General features: G+C 48.2%; 19 protein-coding genes and 1 tRNA gene. 16 read left to right on the forward strand and 4 right to left on the reverse strand.

All coding sequences use genetic code 11. From position 1 onward, the window contains the following. Positions 1-6 precede the first annotated feature (6 nt). The 4 genes from lolA (at position 7) to serS (ending at position 4,942) form a co-directional block, all read left to right on the forward strand. Entirely contained in the window at positions 7-660 is a 654-nt protein-coding gene (gene lolA, locus ACO0LL_RS22870; RefSeq protein WP_422953120.1) for an outer membrane lipoprotein chaperone LolA, read from the forward strand. A gap of 15 nt (positions 661-675) precedes the next feature. Next, on the forward strand, positions 676-1,977 hold the full coding sequence (locus ACO0LL_RS22875; protein WP_422953121.1) for a replication-associated recombination protein A: 1,302 nt from the start codon (positions 676-678) through the stop codon (positions 1,975-1,977). Between the two features lie 113 nt (positions 1,978-2,090). Next, a complete protein-coding gene (locus tag ACO0LL_RS22880; protein WP_422953122.1) occupies positions 2,091-3,539 on the forward strand; it encodes a DUF4139 domain-containing protein in 1,449 nt (482 codons plus the stop codon). A 107-nt stretch (positions 3,540-3,646) separates the two neighbouring features. Continuing rightward, positions 3,647-4,942 carry a serine--tRNA ligase gene (gene serS, locus ACO0LL_RS22885; RefSeq protein WP_422953123.1) on the forward strand — a complete coding sequence of 432 codons (1,296 nt, stop codon included), beginning with the start codon at positions 3,647-3,649 and terminating at the stop codon, positions 4,940-4,942. 71 nt (positions 4,943-5,013) lie between these two features. Here the strand turns inward: serS and ACO0LL_RS22890 are convergent, their stop codons facing one another. Continuing rightward, positions 5,014-6,783 (reverse strand): GGDEF domain-containing protein, encoded by a 1,770-nt coding sequence (locus ACO0LL_RS22890; protein WP_422953163.1) that lies wholly within the window; start codon positions 6,781-6,783, stop codon positions 5,014-5,016. Positions 6,784-7,124: 341 nt separating this feature from the next. Here ACO0LL_RS22890 and ACO0LL_RS22895 point away from each other — a divergent pair. From ACO0LL_RS22895 to ACO0LL_RS22950, 12 genes are all read left to right on the forward strand, one after another. Then, positions 7,125-7,214, forward strand: a tRNA-Ser gene (locus tag ACO0LL_RS22895). Between the two features lie 15 nt (positions 7,215-7,229). Continuing rightward, positions 7,230-7,505 carry a hypothetical protein gene (locus ACO0LL_RS22900; protein WP_422953124.1) on the forward strand — a complete coding sequence of 92 codons (276 nt, stop codon included), beginning with the start codon at positions 7,230-7,232 and terminating at the stop codon, positions 7,503-7,505. Between the two features lie 29 nt (positions 7,506-7,534). Further along, complete coding sequence (locus ACO0LL_RS22905) at positions 7,535-8,044, forward strand: Imm6 family immunity protein (protein WP_422953164.1); 510 nt, start codon at positions 7,535-7,537, stop codon at positions 8,042-8,044. Between the two features lie 139 nt (positions 8,045-8,183). Beyond that, entirely contained in the window at positions 8,184-8,885 is a 702-nt protein-coding gene (locus tag ACO0LL_RS22910; RefSeq protein ID WP_422953125.1) for a transposase, read from the forward strand. 271 nt (positions 8,886-9,156) lie between these two features. Continuing rightward, the gene (locus ACO0LL_RS22915; RefSeq protein ID WP_422953126.1) at positions 9,157-9,420 is read left to right on the forward strand and encodes a hypothetical protein; all 264 of its coding nucleotides are present in this window, start codon (positions 9,157-9,159) and stop codon (positions 9,418-9,420) included. A 104-nt stretch (positions 9,421-9,524) separates the two neighbouring features. Continuing rightward, entirely contained in the window at positions 9,525-9,971 is a 447-nt protein-coding gene (locus ACO0LL_RS22920) for a hypothetical protein (protein WP_422953127.1), read from the forward strand. 50 nt (positions 9,972-10,021) lie between these two features. Continuing rightward, positions 10,022-10,483, forward strand: a complete 462-nt coding sequence (locus ACO0LL_RS22925; RefSeq protein ID WP_422953128.1) for a hypothetical protein — start codon at positions 10,022-10,024, stop codon at positions 10,481-10,483. Positions 10,484-10,889: 406 nt separating this feature from the next. After that, a complete protein-coding gene (locus tag ACO0LL_RS22930; RefSeq protein ID WP_422953129.1) occupies positions 10,890-11,717 on the forward strand; it encodes an ABC transporter permease in 828 nt (275 codons plus the stop codon). Next, complete coding sequence (locus ACO0LL_RS22935; RefSeq protein WP_422953130.1) at positions 11,707-13,035, forward strand: ABC transporter ATP-binding protein; 1,329 nt, start codon at positions 11,707-11,709, stop codon at positions 13,033-13,035. The genes ACO0LL_RS22930 and ACO0LL_RS22935 overlap by 11 nt, the downstream gene beginning before the upstream one ends. 51 nt (positions 13,036-13,086) lie before the next feature. Beyond that, on the forward strand, positions 13,087-15,594 hold the full coding sequence (locus ACO0LL_RS22940) for a methyltransferase domain-containing protein (protein WP_422953131.1): 2,508 nt from the start codon (positions 13,087-13,089) through the stop codon (positions 15,592-15,594). A 51-nt stretch (positions 15,595-15,645) separates the two neighbouring features. After that, positions 15,646-16,800 (forward strand): non-hydrolyzing UDP-N-acetylglucosamine 2-epimerase, encoded by a 1,155-nt coding sequence (gene wecB, locus ACO0LL_RS22945; RefSeq protein WP_422953132.1) that lies wholly within the window; start codon positions 15,646-15,648, stop codon positions 16,798-16,800. Beyond that, on the forward strand, positions 16,797-18,014 hold the full coding sequence (locus ACO0LL_RS22950) for a glycosyl transferase (protein ID WP_422953133.1): 1,218 nt from the start codon (positions 16,797-16,799) through the stop codon (positions 18,012-18,014). Before wecB ends, ACO0LL_RS22950 begins: the two co-directional genes overlap by 4 nt. 7 nt (positions 18,015-18,021) lie before the next feature. Here ACO0LL_RS22950 and ACO0LL_RS22955 read toward each other — a convergent pair whose 3' ends face one another. The 3 genes from ACO0LL_RS22955 to ACO0LL_RS22965 form a co-directional block, all read right to left on the reverse strand. Then, positions 18,022-19,059 carry an acyltransferase family protein gene (locus tag ACO0LL_RS22955; RefSeq protein ID WP_422953135.1) on the reverse strand — a complete coding sequence of 346 codons (1,038 nt, stop codon included), beginning with the start codon at positions 19,057-19,059 and terminating at the stop codon, positions 18,022-18,024. 176 nt (positions 19,060-19,235) lie between these two features. Further along, positions 19,236-19,925, reverse strand: a complete 690-nt coding sequence (locus ACO0LL_RS22960; RefSeq protein WP_422953136.1) for a Fe2+-dependent dioxygenase — start codon at positions 19,923-19,925, stop codon at positions 19,236-19,238. A 52-nt stretch (positions 19,926-19,977) separates the two neighbouring features. Then, positions 19,978-22,254: a catecholate siderophore receptor Fiu gene (locus ACO0LL_RS22965; protein ID WP_422953137.1), complete on the reverse strand. Its 2,277-nt coding sequence runs from the start codon at positions 22,252-22,254 to the stop codon at positions 19,978-19,980. Between the last annotated feature and the right edge of the window lie 238 nt (positions 22,255-22,492).

Below are 22,492 nucleotides of genomic sequence, written 5' to 3' on the forward strand. Positions count from 1 at the left end.
AAATCAGTGAAGAAACAATTTAGCATGAAGGCAAAACTGGTGGCAGGTGCGTTTGCATTTGCCATGATACCTGCATGGGCATCCGCCACTGCGGTTGATCAGTTCAAATCCTTCGTCACCAATAATAAAAGCGCCAAGGGTGAATTTACCCAGCAGCAAGTCAAAATGGTCGATGGCAATCCCAAGATCAGCAAGACAGCAACAGGCAATTTTGTGTTTGCCCGTCCAGGCAAGTTCATCTGGTCTTATGTGAAGCCGTATGAGCAAGTCTTGCAGGCAGATGGTGAAAAGCTGTACATCTACGACAAAGACTTGAATCAGGTCACGATACGTCCGCTTGGTAATTCCCTGGGTTCCAGCCCCGCAGCCATTTTGTTTGGCAGTGCTGGCGCGGCTGATCTGGACAAGAATTTCAATTTCAAAGAGGTCGGTGTCAAGCAAGGCTTGGAATGGCTGGAAGCTACGCCCAAAGCCAAGGACTCACAGTTTGAAACCATAGGTATAGGTATGAAAGATGGCGTGCCTGTTGCCCTGGAATTGCACGACAATTTTGGCCAGTTTTCTACCTTGACCCTGAGGAACCTGGAAAAAAATCCTGCGCTGAAGCCTGAGCAATTCAAGTTTGTCGTGCCTGCTGGTGCAGATGTATTTCGCCAGTAATAGCGCTTAATGAACATGTTGCACAATAATCCGCGCAAAAAACCTGCCCCACTGGCAGAGCGCATGCGTCCGGCTACGCTGGACGATGTCATAGGCCAGCAACATATACTGGGCGAGGGCAAACCCTTGCGAGTGGCTTTTCAGTCGGGTGAACCACATTCGATGATATTGTGGGGTCCGCCAGGCGTAGGCAAGACCACGCTGGCGCGCCTGATGGCTGATGCTTTTCTATGTGAATTCATCGCCTTGTCGGCAGTCTTGTCCGGCATTAAGGACATACGCGAGGCGGTAGAGCGTGCGCAGATATTGCAGGCCACTTCACATCGCCGCACCATTTTGTTTGTTGATGAAGTCCATCGCTTCAACAAGAGCCAGCAAGATGCCTTCTTGCCGCATGTGGAAAGTGGTTTGTTTACCTTCATAGGTGCGACGACAGAAAATCCTTCATTTGAAGTCAATAGCGCCTTGCTGTCACGGGCCTCAGTATATGTGTTGAAGTCACTAACAGATGAAGATCTGACAGCCATGGTAGTGCGCGCCTGCGAACGTGAGCTTGATGGCTTGACACTGACGCCAGAGGCTATGGCCAGCCTGGTGTCCAGTGCTGACGGCGATGGCCGCAAATTGCTGAACAATCTCGACATCGTTGCCCATGCAGCGGTCGCCAAAAATCTTGATACAGTAGATCAGGGTTTGCTGGGTGAATGCCTGGGTGACGCCTTGCGCCGCTTTGACAAGGGCGGTGATGCTTTCTATGACCAGATTTCTGCCCTGCATAAATCGGTACGTGGCTCCAACCCTGATGCAGCCTTATACTGGCTGGTACGCATGCTCGATGGCGGTGCCGACCCACGTTACATGGCAAGACGCATAGTACGCATGGCGTCAGAAGATATAGGCCTGGCTGACCCACGCGCCTTGCGCATTTGCCTTGATGCGGCAGAAACCTATGAACGGCTGGGTTCGCCCGAAGGGGAGTTGGCCCTGGCAGAAGCAGTGATTTATCTGGCATGCGCTGCCAAGTCGAATGCAGTCTACAAAGCCTATAACGCCGTGCGCGCCATGATCGCCAAAGACAAGTCCCGCGTCGTACCAGAGCATTTGCGCAATGCACCCACCAAGCTCATGAAAGAACTGGGCTATGGCAAATTGTATCGCTATGCCCATGATGAGCCAGATGCCTATGCCGCAGGTGAAACTTATCTGCCAGAGGGTCTGGAAAATGAATCCTGGTATCACCCAGTGCCACGCGGGCTGGAAATCAAGATAGCGGAAAAACTCGCGTATTTGCGCAGCCTGGATGATCAGGTCAAATAATTTCAGTTTCGTCTGAATTTCAATTATTTAAGCTTCATTCGTTTAGATTTCATTCGTCTGAGTTTCATTCTTTTATATATCATTGCAAACCAATAATCATAACAAGGACTTTCATGAATAAAACATTGACCGCAAGCGCAAGCCTATTGTTATTGTCACTCGCAGGCACTGTCTATGCCGAAACAGAGGAGCAGCGCAGTACATTGGCTGACCAAAAAGAAGTCGCCGTCACGATCTACAATGAAAACCTGGCACTGATCAAGGACCAGCGCAAGCTGCCTTTGAAACGCGGTGCAAGCGCACTGGCTTTCCGCGATGTTAGTGCCAAGATGCGTGCTGAAACTGCCTTGCTGCGCAGCTTGTCTTCTCCAGGCAGCTTGTCTGTGGTTGAGCAAAACTTTAATTTTGATTTGCTGACACCGCAAAAACTGCTGGAAAAATATGTAGGCCGCAACGTCAACATCATTCGCACCAATCCGGCGACTGGCGCAGAGACTACAGAATCGGCCACAGTCTTGTCCGCCAATAATGGCGTGGTATTGAAGATAGGTGACCGCATCGAAACCGGCTTGCCAGGTCGCATCATTTATCCTGATGTGCCAGCAAACCTGCGTGACCGTCCTACCCTGGTCATGGCACTTGATAACAACGGGGCACAGCAACAGGATGTAGAACTTAGTTACCTGACAGGCGGTTTGTCCTGGAAGGCAGACTATGTCGTTGAGCTGAATGCGGCTGATGACAAGCTTGATATTTTAGGCTGGGTTACGCTGGGCAATACCAGTGGTACGACTTACCGCAATGCGAAGCTGCAACTGGTGGCGGGTGATGTGCATCAAGTGCTGCAAAAAGTAGAAATAACCGGTAGTTCAGTCAGAAGACTGGATGCCCCGCAGCCCATGATGGCAAAAAAAGCCATGGCGGAAGAATCTTTGTTTGAGTATCACCTGTACACACTGGACAGGCCAACCACCATAGCAGAAAACCAGACCAAGCAAGTGGCCTTGTTGTCTGCGTCCGGCGTTCCCGCCCGCAAGGAATTGTTGTTGGCAGGTAGTGATTATTACTACCAAAGCAGTTACGGTGATCTTGGTCAAAAAATGAAGATAGGTGTTTTTGTTGAATTCGACAATAAAGAAGCTTCGCAATTGGGCATGCCTTTACCTAAAGGTGTTGTACGCGTTTACAAAAAAGATGGCGCGGGTAATGCGCAGTTCATTGGTGAAGATAACGTTGATCACACACCAAAGAATGAAAAAGTTCGCCTGAAACTGGGTGAAGCCTTTGATGTAACAGCAGACAAAAAGCAGACTGACTTCAAAAAACTCGCAGCGAGTGGCAAATACAATTATGTATCTGAAAGCGCCTATGAGCTGGTTTTGAAGAATGCCAAAAAAGAAGCCGTCATCGTCACCGTGCAAGAACCCATGCCTGGTGACTGGCAAGTCTTGAGTAGCAGCCATCCTTATACCAAGAGCGCCAGCAATACCGCAGTATGGAAAATAAGCGTGCCTGCAGAAGGCAATACCAAGCTGGTTTACCGTAGTCTTGTGAAGTATTGATGCATAGGTATTGATGTAAAAACGGCATTTTCCTTTGTCTGAAAATAGGGGAAATGCCCATCCCTTGATACAATACTCGATTAGCTTAGTTCACTGCACTTAAAATCATGATAGATATTCAACTTTTGCGCAAAGATATTGCCAGTGCGGCAGCGCGCCTGGCTACCCGTAAATTCCAACTGGATGTAGAAACCTTCAATGCCCTTGAAGCCGAACGCAAGCAAATCCAGTCCCGTACTGAAGAGCTGCAAGGCAAAAAGAATACCATCTCCAAACAGATCGGTAATCTCAGAAGCAAAGGCGAAGATACTTCCGCATTAATGGCTGAAGCTGCGAGCATTCCGGAAGAGTTGAAAGCATCAGAAGCGCATTTGAGTGATGTGCAGGTGCGTATGAGTGCCTTCCTGCAAACCATTCCTAACCTGCCACATGAATCTGTTGCTGTCGGTGAAGACGAAACCGGCAATGTGGAAGTACGCAAGGTCGGTATGCCACGCGCATTTGACTTTGAAGTCAAAGACCATGTAGACATCGGTTCTGCCCTGGGTCTGGATTTTGAAACTGCAGTCAAACTGACAGGTTCGCGTTTCTCTGTCATGAAAGGTGGCATGGCACGCCTGCATCGCGCACTGGCTCAGTTCATGCTCGACATGCAAACGCTGGAACATGGCTATACCGAAATGTATACACCTTACATGGTCAATGCTGATTCCATGCGTGGCACAGGCCAATTGCCCAAATTTGAAGAAGACTTGTTCGCAGTAAAAAAAGGCGGGCAAGAAGGCGCAGGCGAGACGTTTTACCTGATCCCGACTTCAGAAGTTACATTGACGAATACTGTGCGCGATGAGATTCTGGCTGCCGATGCATTGCCTATCAAAATGACGGCGCATACTCCATGCTTCCGTTCTGAAGCCGGTAGCGCAGGCCGCGACACCCGCGGCATGATACGTCAGCATCAATTCGACAAAGTCGAAATGGTGCAAATCGTTCATCCAGAAAAATCCATGGAAGCCCTGGATGAAATGGTGGGCCATGCTGAAGCCGTTCTGACCAAGCTGGAGCTGCCTTACCGCGTCATGAGCCTGTGTACTGGTGATATGGGCTTTGGTGCCTGCAAGACTTTCGATCTGGAAGTCTGGCTGCCAGCACAAAACACTTACCGTGAGATTTCTTCTATCTCGAATATGTTCGACTTTCAGGCGCGCCGCATGCAAGCCCGCTTCCGCAATGCCCAGGGCAAACCAGAATTGGTACATACCCTGAACGGCTCTGCACTTGCAGTTGGCCGTACTTTAGTGGCTGTGCTGGAAAATTATCAGCAGGCGGATGGCTCTGTCGTCATCCCTGCAGCTTTGCGCCCTTACATGGGTGGCCTGGAAAAACTGGCACCTGCAGCTTAATTAGTCCTTGCTTCATGAAAAAAGCGCTTCACTACATAAAGTGAAGCGCTTTTTTTATGTGCAGATGGCGCTTAACCTACCAGCAAATCCATTTCAGAGCGACGATCTACAAACAGGCTATTGCCATGAATTTTCTTGGCCTGCTTCTTGGCATCTGATGCGGCGATGGAAATCTGGTGATGTGAGTAATAACGGTTTGCTCTTGACCTGACCACACCCAGGGAGAGGCTGACCAGTGGGTAAAAGACTTTCTTACCCTGCCTGTCTTCACTGAGATAACCACCTCTTTCGCGGTCTTCAATGCTGTAAAAATCATCAATGGCAGCAGAGAAACTAGCCAGTATTGCCTGGCAACGCACTTCCCAATCCTCACTGCGGAACAGAATGATGAAATCATCGCCACCGATGTGCCCTATAAAATCCAGTTGCGGATCACAGTGCTGCTTTAATACATCGCTGGTCATTTGTATGATGTCGTCGCCACGGCGGTAGCCATAGACGTCATTAAATGGTTTGAAATGATCAAGGTCGCAATAGCAGGCACAAAAAGACTGCTCTTTCTGTAGCAGCAAATCAATATGTTCATTGATGGGCACGTTACCCGGTAGTTGCGTCAAGGGATTGGCATAACGCGCCGCATTGATTTGCATCTGCGTGATCTCGCGCATCAAGTCCGGCCCGCTGCCCAGGCCTATATAGCGGCCCTGATCAGTAATGATAATACCGTTGATTAACTGCTCAGAATTAGCTTCCACGATAATGTGGCTGACATCCTGCATGCTGGTATTTTTATCGACAATGACAGGATGCGCTTCCATGAAGACGGTGCAAGGCTTTTTGCCATACAGCTCACGCTGATAAGGCCGGGCAAAGCGGTCTATCATGTGATAACGGTTGATCAATCCCACAGGCATGCCGTCATCCACCACGGGAATGATCTGCAATTTGGGGTTTTGCAAGAAGATGTCATCCACCTGGTTGTTCAGCATGCGTGAAGAAATAGTTGGTGGCGTCTTTAAAATCTTTTCTACCGTGGCAGCCTGTTCAAAACTGCCGGAGGTACGTCGCGCAGCCTGATATTGGTTCGGCGTTAAAATCCGCGCCACTTCAGCAGACACTGCACGCGCAGGAGTAGGGTGGGGGCGGGCGATATGATAACCCTGGCCACAGGCCACACCCAGGTCACGCACCGCTAATAACTCAGCCTGGGTTTCTATACCTTCAGCAACGACGCGCGTTCCAGATTTTTCAGCGATGCTTTGTATTGAGCGCACAAACTGCGCCTTGACTGGATCATGATCTATGCCCTGGATAAAATGCATGTCGATTTTGACATAGTCAGGCTTTAATTCTGACCACAAACGCAGACTGGAAAAACCTTCACCCAGATCATCAATCGCAATTTCAAAACCCATCTCGCGATAATGGATGACAGCCTCGCACAACAAGGCATAGTCGTGCGTGGGCTGGTATTCAGTCAATTCTATGATGACACGTTCAGGGTTAATGCCAAGCTCATGGATATAATCCAGCGTCTCACCATAGCGCACATCTCTCTGCAACAAACATTCTGGACTGACATTCAAAAACAGCTTGCCAGGCAATTTCTGCGCAGCGAATTGTTCCAGCACGATACGGCGGCACAAGTGTTCTACCGTCACCGTCAGATTATTGTCCCACGCAGCTTTGAACAAATTGACAGGGGAGTGCAGCGGGCTGTCCGAAGGGCCACGTATCAAACCCTCATAGCCAAGGATGTCACCATTCTGCATCTGCACGATGGGCTGGAAGCGTGCGGTAAGCAGGCGCTGCTCAATAATACGCTGCAGATGCGCCAGCATCAGCGCTGCAGACTGTACACCGAACTGGCTGATGTCTTGCTCTGATACCAGGTTTTGCTGAGACAGATAATCCACAGTATCCCCCGCTAAACTACTTTCCATTGAAGCTGATCCTAATATTGAAATGCCAGGTGTAGTCATAATTGCTGTTATATTATTGCAATAATAGCAAATGGCATCTTGCTGCATTGCATCAGAATATAGTCTTGCTTTATGACATCTTCATGTCACGACCGCAGCGATGCGCGCCCATGTCTCATAGGCTTGTTAATCGTGTAATTTTGAATTGAGCAAGTTCTTTGCTATAATCACAGGCTTCGTTTATGACGAACAACCAAGCCGGAGAAGTGGCAGAGTGGTTGAATGTACCTGACTCGAAATCAGGCGTACTAGCAATAGTATCGGGGGTTCGAATCCCTCCTTCTCCGCCAGAATATGAAAAGCCCTTGATAAATTATCAAGGGCTTTTTTTATTTTTCAATTTAATCAGTATGCCAATTTTATTTGGTGCCTTGCTTATTCAAACTACCTCCTTACCAGGATCGGCACATGTGGTAAAAATGGTGGGGGGTTCCAATCCGAATGTTGCTCCTGGAGTCCTCAAGCAATTGAGTGATATGTATCCTGGGTTAAGGATTAATATTCCCGTTGAGACCGTTCCAGGAATAATTCCGAAAACTGGTTCGCAAATAGCAATTATTAATGGACAGAAGGCAAGATAATGATAATTTACATACAGAATTTCGTTCAAATGACTGTTAGAGCGAGAGTCGCTTTTACGTTATGTGTTAGTGAGCAATTAATGCCTGAATTATTTGATGACGAGAGTGGATATCTATTAGCAAAAAAATGTATAACAATGATCTCATCCTGGCTATCTGGAGAGGCTGTGTGCGGTCATGATTTAAATGATTTGTTAATGAACCAATTTGATGAAGGTATTTTTGCGAAAATTGATTATCGTACAAAGAAGATAACTGATCTTGCCTATACAGTTGTTGGTGCTGCTACTAGTTATGCGGCTTGGCACGCTTACCGCGCAGAAAAAGCATTTCTTCCAGAGGGAATAGAAGCAATTACCGAAGAATTTGTTCAATGGTTAGTTGATGAGGCAGGTAAATCTCAATTATTTGATACTACATTTGTTGAAAAAACTTACGACTACTTAACCGAGTGCTATAGAACCGATGATGTCGCTGACTTAGGGCCGACTATCGACTTTGAGAATCTAAAGCAAGCGGTTCGGCTAAAGATGTCATAGAAAGCATATGCTCACCCGAAAAGAAAAAATTGGGGTCAGTTCTAACTTTCCAACATCTGCCTTCATGCCTTAGCCATTATGTTATGCTTTACACATGGTCAGACCACTACGCTTAGAATTTGCCGGAGCTCTGTATCACGTGACGTCGCGAGGCGACAGGCGTGAGGATATTTATCTCGATGACGAAGACAGGCAGGGGTGGTTGACGGTGCTGGCAGAGGTCTGTTACCGCTTTAACTGGGTGGTGCATGCCTACTGCGAGATGAGTAATCATTATCATCTTTTGGTGGAAACCGTGGATGGTAATTTGTCGCGTGGCATGCGCCAGCTCAATGGTTTGAATACCCAGCGTTTCAATCGCAAACACAAACAAGTCGGGCATTTGTTCCATGGCAGGTACAAGGCTATTCTGGTGCAAAAAGAAGCGCACCTATTAGAGCTGGCCCGCTACGTTGTTCTTAATCCTGTGCGTGCAAAGATGGTTGACTTACCAGAGCAATGGCACTGGAGCAATTATGACTTGTGCGTGCGCGACCAGCGTGCACCATCCTGGTTCGATACCGACTGGTTACTGGGGCAGTTTGGAACCAACCGCAAGCAGGCACGTTTGGCCTATGCAAAATTTGTGCTGGAAGGTGTGCGCCTGGCATCTCCTTTGCTGGCGACCAGGCATCAGTTACTCCTGAGTGACGAAGCATTCGTTGAAAAATACCAGCATCAATTACGGCCAGAGGAACTACGTGAAGTATCTCTGGCACATCGCCGTACGGTCGTGCTGCCCAGTCAAGCTTATCAACAAAAATATGCAGATTTCCATAGTATAGAATTGTTGGAATGTTAGACCTGACCCCTGATGTTTTTTTATTTATATGTCCCCACCAGTGAGCTTGATGCTGACTATAAATTATTGACATATGAAAACGTGAAATTGAGTGTCCCGGCAGAGATGCCACATGCCAGTATTTTGCGTAGAGGTTTTCGTGCGAGTTGGTATCAAATGAGAGAATCAATGAAATTCAGAGAAGCGAAGGCGTTTGGTTTTCGGATAGGTTGATTTGCAATTTTTGCGTAAGCATGCAGCCGAGTTTGCCAAGGTTGAAAAGGAATATTTTATGAATGAATTGCCTGAGCCTATTAAGTCTATTTTGCGTGATTATTGTCACATTGAATGGTTTGAAATCGATGAGCTTGCAGATGAAGTTCGAAATGGGAGTAAGAAATTCGATGTCAAAGAACTTAAGAGTCAATTTGAATCAATGATTTCTACAACAGCTGATATTACGCAACTTGTGAATTTCCTTACGTTTAACGAATTTGAATCAATGGACGAGGTGCGTGTTTGGTTGGATGATATATATAAGTTAGTCTTTCCTTAATACTGAGGTACTCTGACTTTTTCGCGCATTCTCGTTTGTTAAAATAAACGATCAGGAGAGATAATGAGATATATCGTGAAGTTTGTTTTGATTAGTTGGACTTCATGAGTCTCAAGTCTAATATTGGCGAACTTGTGACTCGTTGGAGAGATCAAGACATTGAGATGCATCCCCCGTTTCCGAAGGAGGTTATACATCAAGTCTTTAATGATATCGGTGTTCCTGCCACAGACGACGTTGTTGCGTTGTATGAGTCTCTTGGTGGAATGTCAAATATGAATGATGACAATTGGCGAATTTGGTCTCTGCAAGAAATCTCGCATGCGAATCAAGATTTGTCAGAATTTGGGGTCATTTTTTCAGACTATCTTTTAGACTGTTATCATTTCCGGCTAAAGCCAGTCTCAGAGGCTGTATCGGAAGTCTGGATTGAGGGCTTCGACGATGGCCAGCCTGTTTGTGTCGCAAAAAGTTTAGATGATTTCTTTGAGCGCTATGTCATTTCGCCTGAATCAGTGCTCCATGCGCCATATAGACCTATAACAAATTAGAAGTTGCTGCTGCTCTTAATTCAAATAGAGTCGGTAATGATGCAAATAATATGCTAACGCAAAAACTTCAGAACTTGCTGTTACTTTTTATGGAGGGTTGGGTGGCAATAATTTACAACAGATTGATTCGAAATTTTGACGTCCTTTTGCGACCGTTTAGAAAAAGCGAAAATATGCCGGAAATCAAACAGGTCTCGTGCATAGCTGTGTATGTAAAGCTGTCACAGGGCGTTGAGAGCTTTCTTAAAAAAATTAGACATTTTGATCCTCTTGCTGAACTGGATTTGGTAGATGGAGTATTGATGGTGTTCTGCGCTACAGATGAATTGAACGCGCTAATTACATCCTCCGTACAAGATGCCAAGAAAAAATTTGATTGTGCTTCCTCAGTGGGGTTGATGATCCTGGCTTTTAACGAAGCTGGGAAATTGCAATTTCCTCCTATGGGCATGGCTGTCAATGCGGCCATATTGGAAGCTTCCAGGCTTCAGGGTATGCGGCATTCTGTGTGAAATTTTCTCTATAGATTCAAATCGCAATATTCGCATATAAAAAATTCCATCGTTCTACATGTGTACAAATTGCATACAATTGCACGACACTTGTTAGAAATACTCTTCCTGTCTCCTCCCTATAATCCCCACCTGACAGAGCGCGTCTTGGTATGTCTGTGATGCGCAGTAAATCAGCGCTTGCATGATGTGAGCTTGTACGGGCTCTTGTGCGTGAGCCCGGCACCTGTTTGCCGGACGCGGAAGCAGTGACCGTAGTTATGCTGCTCAAATAATTATCTCCACTTGTTCAGGCTTTGAACATTCGTATCCCTGTTGGGAGGATGAGTTTCGTCTGTACTTTTTGTGGCTGTGTGCTGGTAGTTGGTGACTCTGAATGTGTCGCGAAATTTTTGAAATGAATTGAATGAATCCACACGCAGTACCGTCCATTACCCCTTTGAACTTGCTTGCTTCTTTACGGCAGCATCGCAGGCTCATCGTGAGTTTGATAAAGCGTGAAGTGTTGGTGCGCTATCAAGGCTCGCTGCTGGGTTTGTTGTGGTCTTTTTTTAATCCTGTGTTGATGCTGGCGGTTTATACCTTTGTGTTTAGTGTGGTGTTCAAGGCGCGCTGGGCTGGCGGGTCTGAATCGAAGACAGAATTTGCCTTGGTTTTGTTTGCGGGTTTGATGGTGTTTGGTCTGTTTTCTGAATGCGTGAGCCGTGCGCCTGGCCTGGTGGTCAGTAATGTGAACTACGTCAAAAAAGTGATATTCCCTCTGGAGATTTTGCCTGTAGTGGCGATGGGGGCAGCTTGTTTTCATTTGATGGTCAGCTTCTCAGTCTGGCTGATTTTTTATTCGATATTTTTTGGTGTGCCGCCTGCGACGATTTTTATGCTGCCTTTGGTTTTATTGCCACTGGTTTTGTTGAGTCTGGGTGTGAGCTGGTTGCTGGCTTCGCTGGGGGTTTTTATTCGTGACATACATCAGGTGGTGGGTGTTGCCGTATCCGTGCTGACATTTTTGTCGCCGGTGTTTTATCCGATAGCGGCCTTGCCGGATGGCTTTCGTGCCGTGGTTCAAGTCAGCCCTTTGACTCAGGTGATAGAGCAGAGTCGTGATGCCATGATCTGGGGTAAGCCGCTGGATTGGCAAAGTTGGCTGGCTTATTTTTTATTGTCTGGTGTTGTTGCCTGGTTGGGTTTTGCCTGGTTTCAAAAGACGCGCAAGGGGTTTGCTGATGTCCTCTAAGTTTTCCATCAAGGTAGAGCATTTAAGCAAGTGCTACCAGCTCTACGACAAGCCGCAGGACAGGTTGAAGCAAATGCTTTTATCCCGATCCAGGACTTATTACCGTGAATTTTGGGCTTTGCGCGATGTGTCGTTCGAGATTGCACCGGGTGAGACCGTGGGCATCATAGGTCGCAATGGCAGCGGCAAGTCCAGCCTGTTGCAAATGATATGTGGCACTTTGTCACCAACATCGGGAGCGGTGACGACGCATGGCAGGCTGGCTGCATTACTGGAATTGGGCGCTGGCTTTAATACTGAATTTACCGGACGTGAAAACGTTTTGCTGAATGCAGCGATCCTCGGCTTCCCGCGAGAGCAAATGCTGGAACGCATGGGAGAAATTTTGGCTTTCTCTGAACTTGGTGATTTTCTGGATCAGCCGGTCAAAACTTATTCCAGTGGCATGTATGCACGTTTGGCGTTTTCTATTGCGATTCATGTTGATCCTGAGATTTTGATCGTGGATGAGGCGTTGGCTGTGGGCGATGCGCGCTTTGTTGCCAAGTGCATGCGCCGTATCAAGGATATACAGAAAACTGGTGCCAGTATTTTGTTTGTCAGCCATGACGTTAGCTCGGTACGTACCCTGTGTGACCGCGCCATCTGGCTGGACAAGGGGCGTATGCTGGAGCAGGGCGATGTCTTTCCTGTGACTGGGCGCTATATGGAAATGATGTTTCAGGATGATGATGCCAGCGACGATGGTGAACATGAAGCCATGCACTCGGCCAATGTTCCTGCATTGGGGAATGTACTGACTGAAGTGGTGGTGGAAGACATTGCACTTGACAGCCGACCAGTTACTCACTGGGGTTCACATAAGGGCTTGATCCTTTCTGCTGCGGTGCTGGATGCGAGTGGCGCACGCCGTGATGTCCATGACTGGGGCAAAAGCATGGAGATCAGGATCAGCCTGCGCATACCGCAAAGCATAGACAGAGAACATTTAAGCGTTGCCGTCTCTATCAAAGATTTAAAAGGCAGCGACCTTATCGTTTCTACTACCCATGATTTTGAAACCAGGCGCTTGCCGGACGATGAAGAATTTGAAGTCAGCTTCACACTCACCAACTCACTGGTCACTGGTAAATATCTGCTGGTTGCCGCAGTAGAGAACCGTCTGCACCGTGATATTCATTACTACGAATACATAGAGGGGGCGCATTACTTTTCTTCACGCGCGGATCAGCGCTTCTTTGGTTTGTTTCAACCGCCGATCTCGCAAGAGATTGTTGCGCCTGCTCTTGACCTCAAGCGAAAGAAACTGGCTGCCTGAAGACTATGAAGCACTCTTCATTAAAATTAATCAGTGATAGATAACACGAACATGCAAACACAAATTAATTCCCGCGATTATTGGGACGCGCGATTTGAAAATGATTGGGTCGCTTGCAAAGGCGACAAACAATCGCGTTTCTTTGCCAGCATCGCCATTCAGCAATTGCCGGGCTGGTTGCTGGATCAAATCAGGCAAGAGAAATTAAGTGTGGCGGATTGGGGCTGCGCGCAAGGGGATGGCACTGATGTCTGGGCCAGCCATGTACCGGCTGAACAGATTAAAGGTGTCGATTTTTCTGCTGCTGCGATACAGCAGGCGCATGCGCGTTATCCCGCCCTGGCGTTTACAAATACCGACTGGCTGTCGTCATCACCTTCAGAGCAGGATGTATTTGATGTCGTGTTTTCTTCGAACACGCTGGAGCATTTTCATCAACCCTACCAGGTTTTGCAAACGCTGAGTCAGCGGGCAAGCAAGGCACTGGTGTTGGCCTTGCCTTACCGCGAGCTGGAGCGTGAGAGTGAGCATTTCTATTCTTTCTTGCCAGAGAATATCCCGTTACAACTGGAAAATGGCTTCAGCCTCGTTTGGGCCAAGGTACTGGATTGCCGTCTTTTGCCAAACAGCCTGTGGCAGGGTGAGCAAATCATCTTGATGTATGCAGATATGGGCTGGCTTAAGAAACTAAGTTTGCGCTTGAGCCATGTGCACTTGATGCAAACTGACGTGCAATCTGAACTGCTTCAATTGCAAAACTCACTGAGCGAATCGCAACTGCAATTACAGCAGGCACAGCAAACTCAAAAATCGCTAGAGTTGGAAAGTGTGCATCAAGAACACATGTTGCAGCAACATGAAAAAGCTTATCAACAGCAGCAACTGGATATCGCTGAATTGTTGTTGAAGTGTGAAAAACTGCAGCAAGACATAGACGAGAAGGTACAGCAGATACTGAGCCTGAAAGATCAACTGATGAACCGTGAACATGCATTGCAGGCGCAATACAAAGTTCAATCCGAGTTGCGGATTGTAACAACCGATCTGCAAAAGAAAGCGGATGACTACGATAAGCTGCTCCAGCAACTTGATCTGCGTGATGCACAAATCAGCAGGCTGAATTTGGATGTGCATTACAAAGAGCAAGCTATCAGGGAGATCAAGCAGTCTTACTCCTGGATATTGACGCGCCCCTTGCGTTTTTTCAAACAGTTCTTTCAAAGTCCGGGGCGCGCCTGCTATGACCTGGCGAAATTTATGTTCTGGCGTTTGCCAGCAAAAATGCGCTGGGCATTGCATGGGCCAAGGCATGATTTCGTGCGCTGGGTGAGAGCATCCGCTTTGCCGCTTAATTCACCACAGCTGGTGGCTGCCGGGATTCCAGTCGTCATTGACAACCCAGGTGCGCCAGTGGCTATGAAGCCAGCTAAAAACACAGATTTAAGCTGGCCTGAATTCCAGCAACAGGTCTTGTCGCGTCGTGCAGATTACAAGGGCATCTTTATACAGGAGCTGGTGATCGACTGGAATGTACCTCTGTATCAACGTCCTCAGCATATTGCCGCTGCCTTTGGTCGCCTAGATTATCTGGTCATTTACCGCACTGATAACTGGGCCGGTGATGACGTGCAGGGCTGCAGGGAAGTGGCGAAAAATGTCTGGATTACGAACCGACATGAAGTCAATCAATTACAGGGTGTGGTGCGTTCATTGTATTCAACTGCCTATGCCAATACACCTGAGCTGCTGCTGGAAAGTGGCAGGCGTGGCACGCTGGTGTATGAGTACATAGATCATATCGATCCGCAAATCAGTGGCGATGCAGAAAACGTGCGCCGTTTGCTGGCGCTGAAGGATTTCGCTTTCAATGGTGGCGCAGATTATGTGGTGGCATCTGCCAAAAAATTATATGAAGAAGCCGTTGCTGCTGTCGGCACAGATAAGGTCATCCTCGCACAAAACGGTGTGGATACTGCGCATTATCGTCACCCCAAACACCTGAGCACGCCGCTACCGCAAAACCTGCAAAAATTTCGCGCCAGGTACAGCAAGGTAGTCGGTTATTTTGGTGCACTTGCTCCCTGGCTATGGTACGAGGCCGTGGCTGATCTGGTTACCAGCCGCCCTGATCTTGGTTTTGTGTTTATTGGGCCTGACTACTACGGTGGTTCAGACAAACTGGTGAAGGCTGACAATCTTTTGTATATGGGGACGGTGGATTATCAAATCCTACCAGCGTACGCAAGCCAGTTTGATGTTTGCTTTATTCCATTCGCGCCCGGCGAAATCGCCCGTACCACTTCACCTCTCAAACTATTTGAATACTTTGCACTGGAAAAACCTGTGGTCGTGACCACGGATATGGCGGAGTGCGTCGCATTTGACGAGGTATTTTCTGGCAATAGCGTGGAATCGCTAAGTACTGCGCTGGATGCTGCCTTTGCAGTGAAGGATGACCCTGAATTTACCCGACGCCTGGCTGATCTGGCAGATGCCAATGACTGGGATTGTCGTGCCAGGGCGATGGAAAAAGCATTTCAAAAACCTTCATTGCATTGAAATGCATTGAAATGCATGGACAGTAATTTCTGAATCTGAAAGTAATTCATCATGAAAAAAATATTGTGTGTCGTTGGTACACGTCCTGAAGCCATCAAAATGGCTCCCGTTATTCTGGCCTTGAAGCAAGAGCCCTGGGCGCAAGTCAGGGTGCTGGCAACGGCACAACATCGCCAGATGCTGGATCAGGTGTTGTCATTTTTTGATATTGAAGCTGATATTGATTTGAACATGATGCGACCTAACCAGTCATTGACAACACTCACTGGCCGCATGTTGCTGGATCTGGATGCTGTCTTGCTGGCAGAGAAACCGGATGTGGTATTGGTGCAAGGCGATACAACGACCGTCATGACGGTATCGCTGGCTTGTTTTTATCACCGTATACCTATTGGTCACGTTGAAGCTGGCTTGCGTACCTGGGATAAGCAAAACCCATTTCCAGAAGAAGCAAACCGGGTATTGACTGGCCGTCTCGCGCAATGGCATTTCGCTCCAACAGAAAGTTCACGCCAGAATCTCTTGCGTGAAGGTGTGGCCGATAGCGACATCATGGTCACAGGCAATACCGTCATTGATGCTTTATTGATGACGGCTGAACGTGAACTGAACCTGGGCATAGAGCTGGATGCCAGCAAACGCATGGTGCTTATTACTTCCCACAGACGCGAGAATTTTGGTGAGCCATTTGCCCATATCTGCCGCGCCATATTGAAGCTGGCGCAGGATAACCCGGATGTGCAGTTCCTTTATCCTGTGCATCCAAATCCGAATGTCAAGGAAGTTGCCCATGCAACGCTGGGTGAGTGCGCGAATATTCATTTGTGCGCACCCTTGGATTATGCGCCATTCGTGGCTGCGATGAAGCGTGCTTATCTGATCATCAGTGATTCTGGTGGGGTGCAGGAAGAAGCGCCGGCGCTGGCCAAGCCTGTGCTGGTCTTGCGTGAAGAAACTGAACGGCCAGAAGCAGTAGAGCAGGGCGTAGTCAAACTGGTTGGGGCAAATTACGACAATATCGTTGCAGAGACACAAAGGCTGCTGGATGATGAGCTAGCATACAAGGAGATGGCCAGAGGCGTATCGCCGTATGGTGATGGCCTGGCAGCCGGACGGATAGTGCGCGTACTCAAGCAATATTATGCGGCCCAGGATAAATCTGCAGATAGTCATACCGAAGCCGCACTTGAAGCTGAGCCTGCATGATGCGCCTCGTCTATCTCTCGCCTATTCCGTGGAACAGCTTTGCCCAAAGACCACATCAGTTTGTGCGCTGGTTTCATCAGCAATTTAATGCGAAGGTATTGTGGATAGACCCGTATCCCACACGTTTGCCAGACATGAGCGATGTGCAACGTGTGCTTGCTTCAAAATTTGCGCAGACATCTGCTATTGCTGGCACCTTCAAGGAAAAAGAAAACCCGGAAAAAGCAGACTGGTTAACACTGGTCAAGGTTCCTGCCTTGCCGATAGAACCTTTGCCTGCTTCCGGGTTTTTGCAGCAATGGTTTTGGCGCAAAGCCATGGTAGAGATAGACGCATTTGTTGGGAACCGTAAAGCACAGATAGTTGTGGGCAAACCATCCAAGCTGGCTTTGCAGGTTTTGGCGCGCTACCCTGAGATGGCATCCATGTATGATGCCATGGATGATTTCCCCGCATTCTATGAAGGCTGGTCCAGCAAAGCCATGCAATACACCGAGGACAATCTGGCAGCCAAGGTCAATAAGATCGTGGTTTCTTCAAGCGCCGTTTCTCGTTTTTCTGAACAGGCTGACAAACTGAGCCTGATACTGAATGCCTGTGACAGCGATAACCTGCCGCCTGCATTGCCAAGATCAGAACAGTCACCAGTGTACGGCTATGTTGGTACGATAGGGCACTGGTTTGATTGGGATGCAGTCGTCAAGCTGGCCTCTTCCCTGATCAACACTGACCCACGCGCTCTTGTGCGCCTGATAGGGCCAGTGTTCACGCCGCCACCTTGCGCATTGCCAAAGAATGTGCAAATCCTGCCAGCATGTAGCCATGCGCGTGCCATGCAGGCCATGCAAAAATTTTCTGTAGGCTTGATACCATTCAAGCGCAAATTGCTGACGGCCTCGGTTGATCCTATCAAGTACTATGAATACCGCTCGCTGGGGATACCGGTTTTGTCATCTGACTTTGGTGAGATGTCTTTGCGGGCAGATGAAGATGGCGTGTTTTTATACAATGGGGATAGTGATTTTACGACTTTGCTCAAGACTTGCCTGAGGCATCGCAGCAGTGCAGATGGCCTGAGCAAGTTCAGGGCAGATAATTCCTGGGCTGCCCGGTTTGCCGGATTGATACCGCTGTTTGATGCCAGTGCTGATCAGAGGGGGGGGCGTAGAAAATCTGCTGCCAGGCTTGAGCAGTTTGCATGGCAGCGTGCCTGATTTTGTCTTAACGCTCCAACCGGGTTTTCAAGTTCAGGAACCAGGATTCGTAATAACGGAAGCTGATGCTGGCGATGATGGTAGCTACAATCAGCGTCAGCAAGAAAACCGTAATGCCTGGTTCGTGAATCTGCAAGACAGCAAAAAGTTTGGTGACAAAGTTTTTGCACAACATGTGCAGCATATACATGCCATAGCTGATCGACCCCAGATAGGCGATGGGCTTCAATGACAGTATGGGTGCCAAGGGATGGTGTTCCCGAATGACACAAGCGCCAACCAGACCCGCAAACAATATCGAGGTAACAAAGCCAGGCGATACATTGCCAAGCAAGACTAGCAGCAGTGCTATGAAGAACACAGGTACTGACCATGTCTGCCCAAGGATACGGTAGAGCCAGCTAAAGTGCTGCTCATTGTTTAAGCCTATCGCCAGCAAGGCACCGATGACGATCGGTAGTTGTATGATATCGAATGCGTGCAGCCCTGCTATTTGGCTTGCTACGCAAACTGCAATGACGCTGATCAGGATGATGCTGGCTCTTTTGACTGAACCTGCGAGTAATAAGAGTGGTGGCCACACCAGATAGAATTGTTCTTCCGCTGCCAGTGACCAGGCAAAATAAAAAATGACCCTTCCATCCAGGGCAACAAAGATATTTGATGTGTAAGTCGCAAAGTAGATCAGGTTATGAAAGAAAGCCTGGCCCACTTCAGAATGTCTTTCCAGTGCATATACCAGGACGATATACAGCGCCAGGGTACCGTAATACAGCGGGAAGATGCGCAATGAACGGCGCAGGTAAAACGCCTTGAGGTCTATCTTGCCATTGCGTTCTCGTTCTCTTAGCAACAAGGTCGTGATCAAAAAACCGCTGATGGCAAAGAACAATTGCACACCTTGTGCACCTATGCTGGTCAATATTTCATTGATGCCCGCAGGCGCAGTGTGATGCCAGATGACGGCGATGATGCTGATGGCGCGCAAGCCATCCAGGGATGCAAATCTTTTATTTGACAGGTAATCGGCAAACGGCTTAAACATCCATGCTCCTGGCAGACTGGCTGGTGTGCTTGTCAAGTTTCATGTTTGTCTGGTCTGAGTACGTTTGCTGGGATGGATAGTCTTCGGTTAAGGCAAGTTTACCTTTAAGTAAGAAAGCCCGCATGGAAATTTATCTTTGCGGGCTTTGCTGTTTAATTTGCAGGTGGTAAGCAAGTTCAGGTTTCTGACCACATGCGCAAGAGATTGTGGTACTGGCCTGTCAGGCTTAATACTTCTACACTATCACCAAGCAAGCTGCGCAGGCGGGTGATGTTCTGGTCCATTTCAAACAGCATGGTGCGGCGGGCGTCGTCGCGTATCATGCTTTGTGTCCATAAGAAAGAGCATACGCGTTCGCCACGGGTAACTGGCAAGACCTGATGCAGGCTGGTTGATGGGTAGAGTATCAGGTCACCGGCAGGCAATTTCACTTCATGTGTGCCATAGGTATCAACCACTTCTAGCTCGCCACCATTATATTCTTCCGGGTCACACAGGAACAGGGTAGAAGATACGTCGGTACGCAAGCTATAGTTGACATTGGTAGCATTAGCAACATTGCGCACAGCGCCATCTACGTGCAGGCCATAGTGTTCACCACCGGCATAAGAGTTAAACAGGGGCGGCACGATGCGCAAGGGCAGGGCGGCGGCAAAGAACAGGGGATTGTTTTTTAATGCTGCCAGAACGATGTGACCCAGTTCTTGTGCCAGCGCAGAATGTTCAGGCAGTTGGCGGTTACGTTTAACCTGGGCGCCTTGTGCCCCTACAGTCTGTTTGCCATCAACCCAGTTGGCTGCGTCCAGCCTTAGTCTTATTGCGCTGACTTGCTCACGGCTGAGCACGCCAGGTATATGTAACATCATTACGAACGCTCCAGAAAAAAGCCCCTCAAGTCGAGGGGCCAGTTTGCTTACCTTAGAATTTTACATTTGCTGTCAGGCTGACTGCCCTTGGTGTACCTGGAGTATAACGGTAACCACTTTTGTTGATGGCAGCAACATAGACTTTGTCAGCGATGTTATTGATGTTCAGTTGCAGGTCTATGTTTTTGTTGATGGCATAGCTGGCCATGGAATCAAATACCCAATACGCTTCTGTTTTTGCCGGTGTACCTACTGCACCATCCGTGCCGCGCAACAGTGCATCAACAAAACGTGCGCCGCCGCCAATCTTGATACCCATAGGTAACTGATAAGAAGTCCAGGCAGTGAAGCTTTGTTTAGGCGTGTAGCTCAGATTGTTGATGCCGCTGGCAGTCACCAGTGGGCCACTTTCAACACTGGTATCCATGCGTGTGTAACCTGCGCTGACCAGCCAGTTGCGGTTGATCGCACCTGTCACGCCCAGCTCTACACCTTGCACGCGTTTTTTGCCTGTCTGGTAGTACAGCAAATCTGTCAGGTTTTGTACGACTTCATTGGATACTTCAGTACGATAGATCGCTGCTGTGAAAGACAGTTTTTGATCCAGCAAATCCCACTTGGTACCAATTTCCATATTCTTGGTTTCTTGCGGATCAAACTTTGGATTGGCTGCGCTGCTGGCAGATGCGCTTAATGCAAAGTTGGAACCACCAGGCGGCTGCTTGGACGTGGAATACGATGCATAGACGCTGCTGTCCTTGGTTGGTTTGTACAAAGCCCCCAGTTTGAAGTTGACCAGGTTACCGGTCATATTCAGGTTGGTGGGAACTGGCGTGCCAACTGGCAAGGTAGGGTTGGCCGTAGCTGTGGACAGGCTCACGGCAGAATAATCTGTCGTGTAATGGTCTATACGTACGCCTGCATTGGCTTGCCATTCAGGGCTGAACTTGATTGTGTCAAATACATAGGCGCTGGCTGTATTGGTTGCACCACGGGTAAAGACGGCATTACGTACCGGGTTCAGGCCAGTCACAGGGTCACGGGGATTGGGGTTGTAGAAATTAGCTGCTGGCAAAGTACCCAGGCCATCATTGCCCCAGGTATTTTGTTTTTCGCTGGTAATTTCAACACCGCCGACAAGGCTGTGTTTCAAACCACTCAGGTCCAGGTCTGCCACCAGGTTGGTCTGGTTGGTCAGAATTTCATTTTCCTGGTCTTTCAAAGTACGCGTACCGCGTGCCAGTGTCCAGGTAGAGAGATCAGTTGTTGATGGCGTCAGCAAATTGGCTGTGGAACCCATGAAGGATGTTAGCAGGTAATGCTGGCTGGTTTTACCATAGCGTGCTGTGTTGATCAGTTTTACCTTGTCGCTGAAGTCATGTTCAATACGGCCAGTCAGCATGTCAGCTGTGACTTTGTCAAAGTCATTGACAGAGCCATAGAAATTCTCTGGATTGACTTTAGGTGCAGATCCAATGAAAGGACGTTTTGGATCAGGGCTGGTATAGCCAGGCAGACCTACAGTGGGCACGCCACCATCAGGTACATTGTCTTGCTGCACATGCAGGTAATTCACATAGATGCGGGTAGCAGACTTCAGGCCAAAAGCGAAAGATGGCGCAACACCCCAGCGTTTGTTTTTGAGTTCATTGCGGCCAACCACGCCACTGTCCTGATCTACCACATTCAAACGGAATGCAGAGCCCTGTTCAGCACTGATGGCCTTGTTCCAGTCCAGTGCCACACGTTTTTGGCTACCACTACCGACAGTCACATTACCCAGGATGGCATCATCAAGAGTTGCCTGTTTGCTGACCAGATTAACTGAGCCTGTAGGGGCACCACGGCCACCATCTGTACCTGCCGGGCCCTTAAGTACGTCGATTTGCTCGATATTGAACAAATCACGGGAGATCGAACCCAGGTCACGTATGCCATCTACATAAATACTGCTGGAGCTATCAAAACCACGCATGTAGATGCTGTCACCAGTGCTGGTACTGCCATTTTCACCCAGGAAGAATGCGCCCACACCTGGCGTATTGCGCAGCGCTTCTGTCAGTGTCAGGGCACCTTGCTGATCAATCAGTTCACGTTTGATGACAGTAATGGTTTGTGTCGTATCGACCAGCGGTTGCGTGTATTTAGGGGAGGATGCTTTGTCCGCCTTGAAATCATTCTCGGTCTTTGCCGTCACTTTAACTTCAGGCAAGGCCGGGTCAGCGGCATGGGCAGCGATAGGCAGCAAAAATGCCGCCGCTGCCACCGTCATGGTGTGGTTGATGCGCGTGTTGAAACTGGAGTGCTTGCGACTCTTGATGTGAACCATAATATTTCCTGGATGATAATGAAAATAAAATACCGCTGGCTTTTCTTCAAGAATGGCTGAGGTAGGAATGTAAAAAAATCAAAGCGCAATTGTAACGAAATGAATATTGAAAGTAAATGATAATCGTTCTTATTTATATTTAATATGCATCAACTTTCATGTAAACAAAATGAAAATTGTCTATGATGCAAGGAGATATAGCACTTGAAACAGCTTTTGCTTCATTGTTTGATTGAAT

Source organism: Undibacterium sp. TC4M20W (assembly GCF_049340245.1).
In the GTDB taxonomy this organism is placed as follows: Bacteria; Pseudomonadota; Gammaproteobacteria; order Burkholderiales; family Burkholderiaceae_D; genus Undibacterium.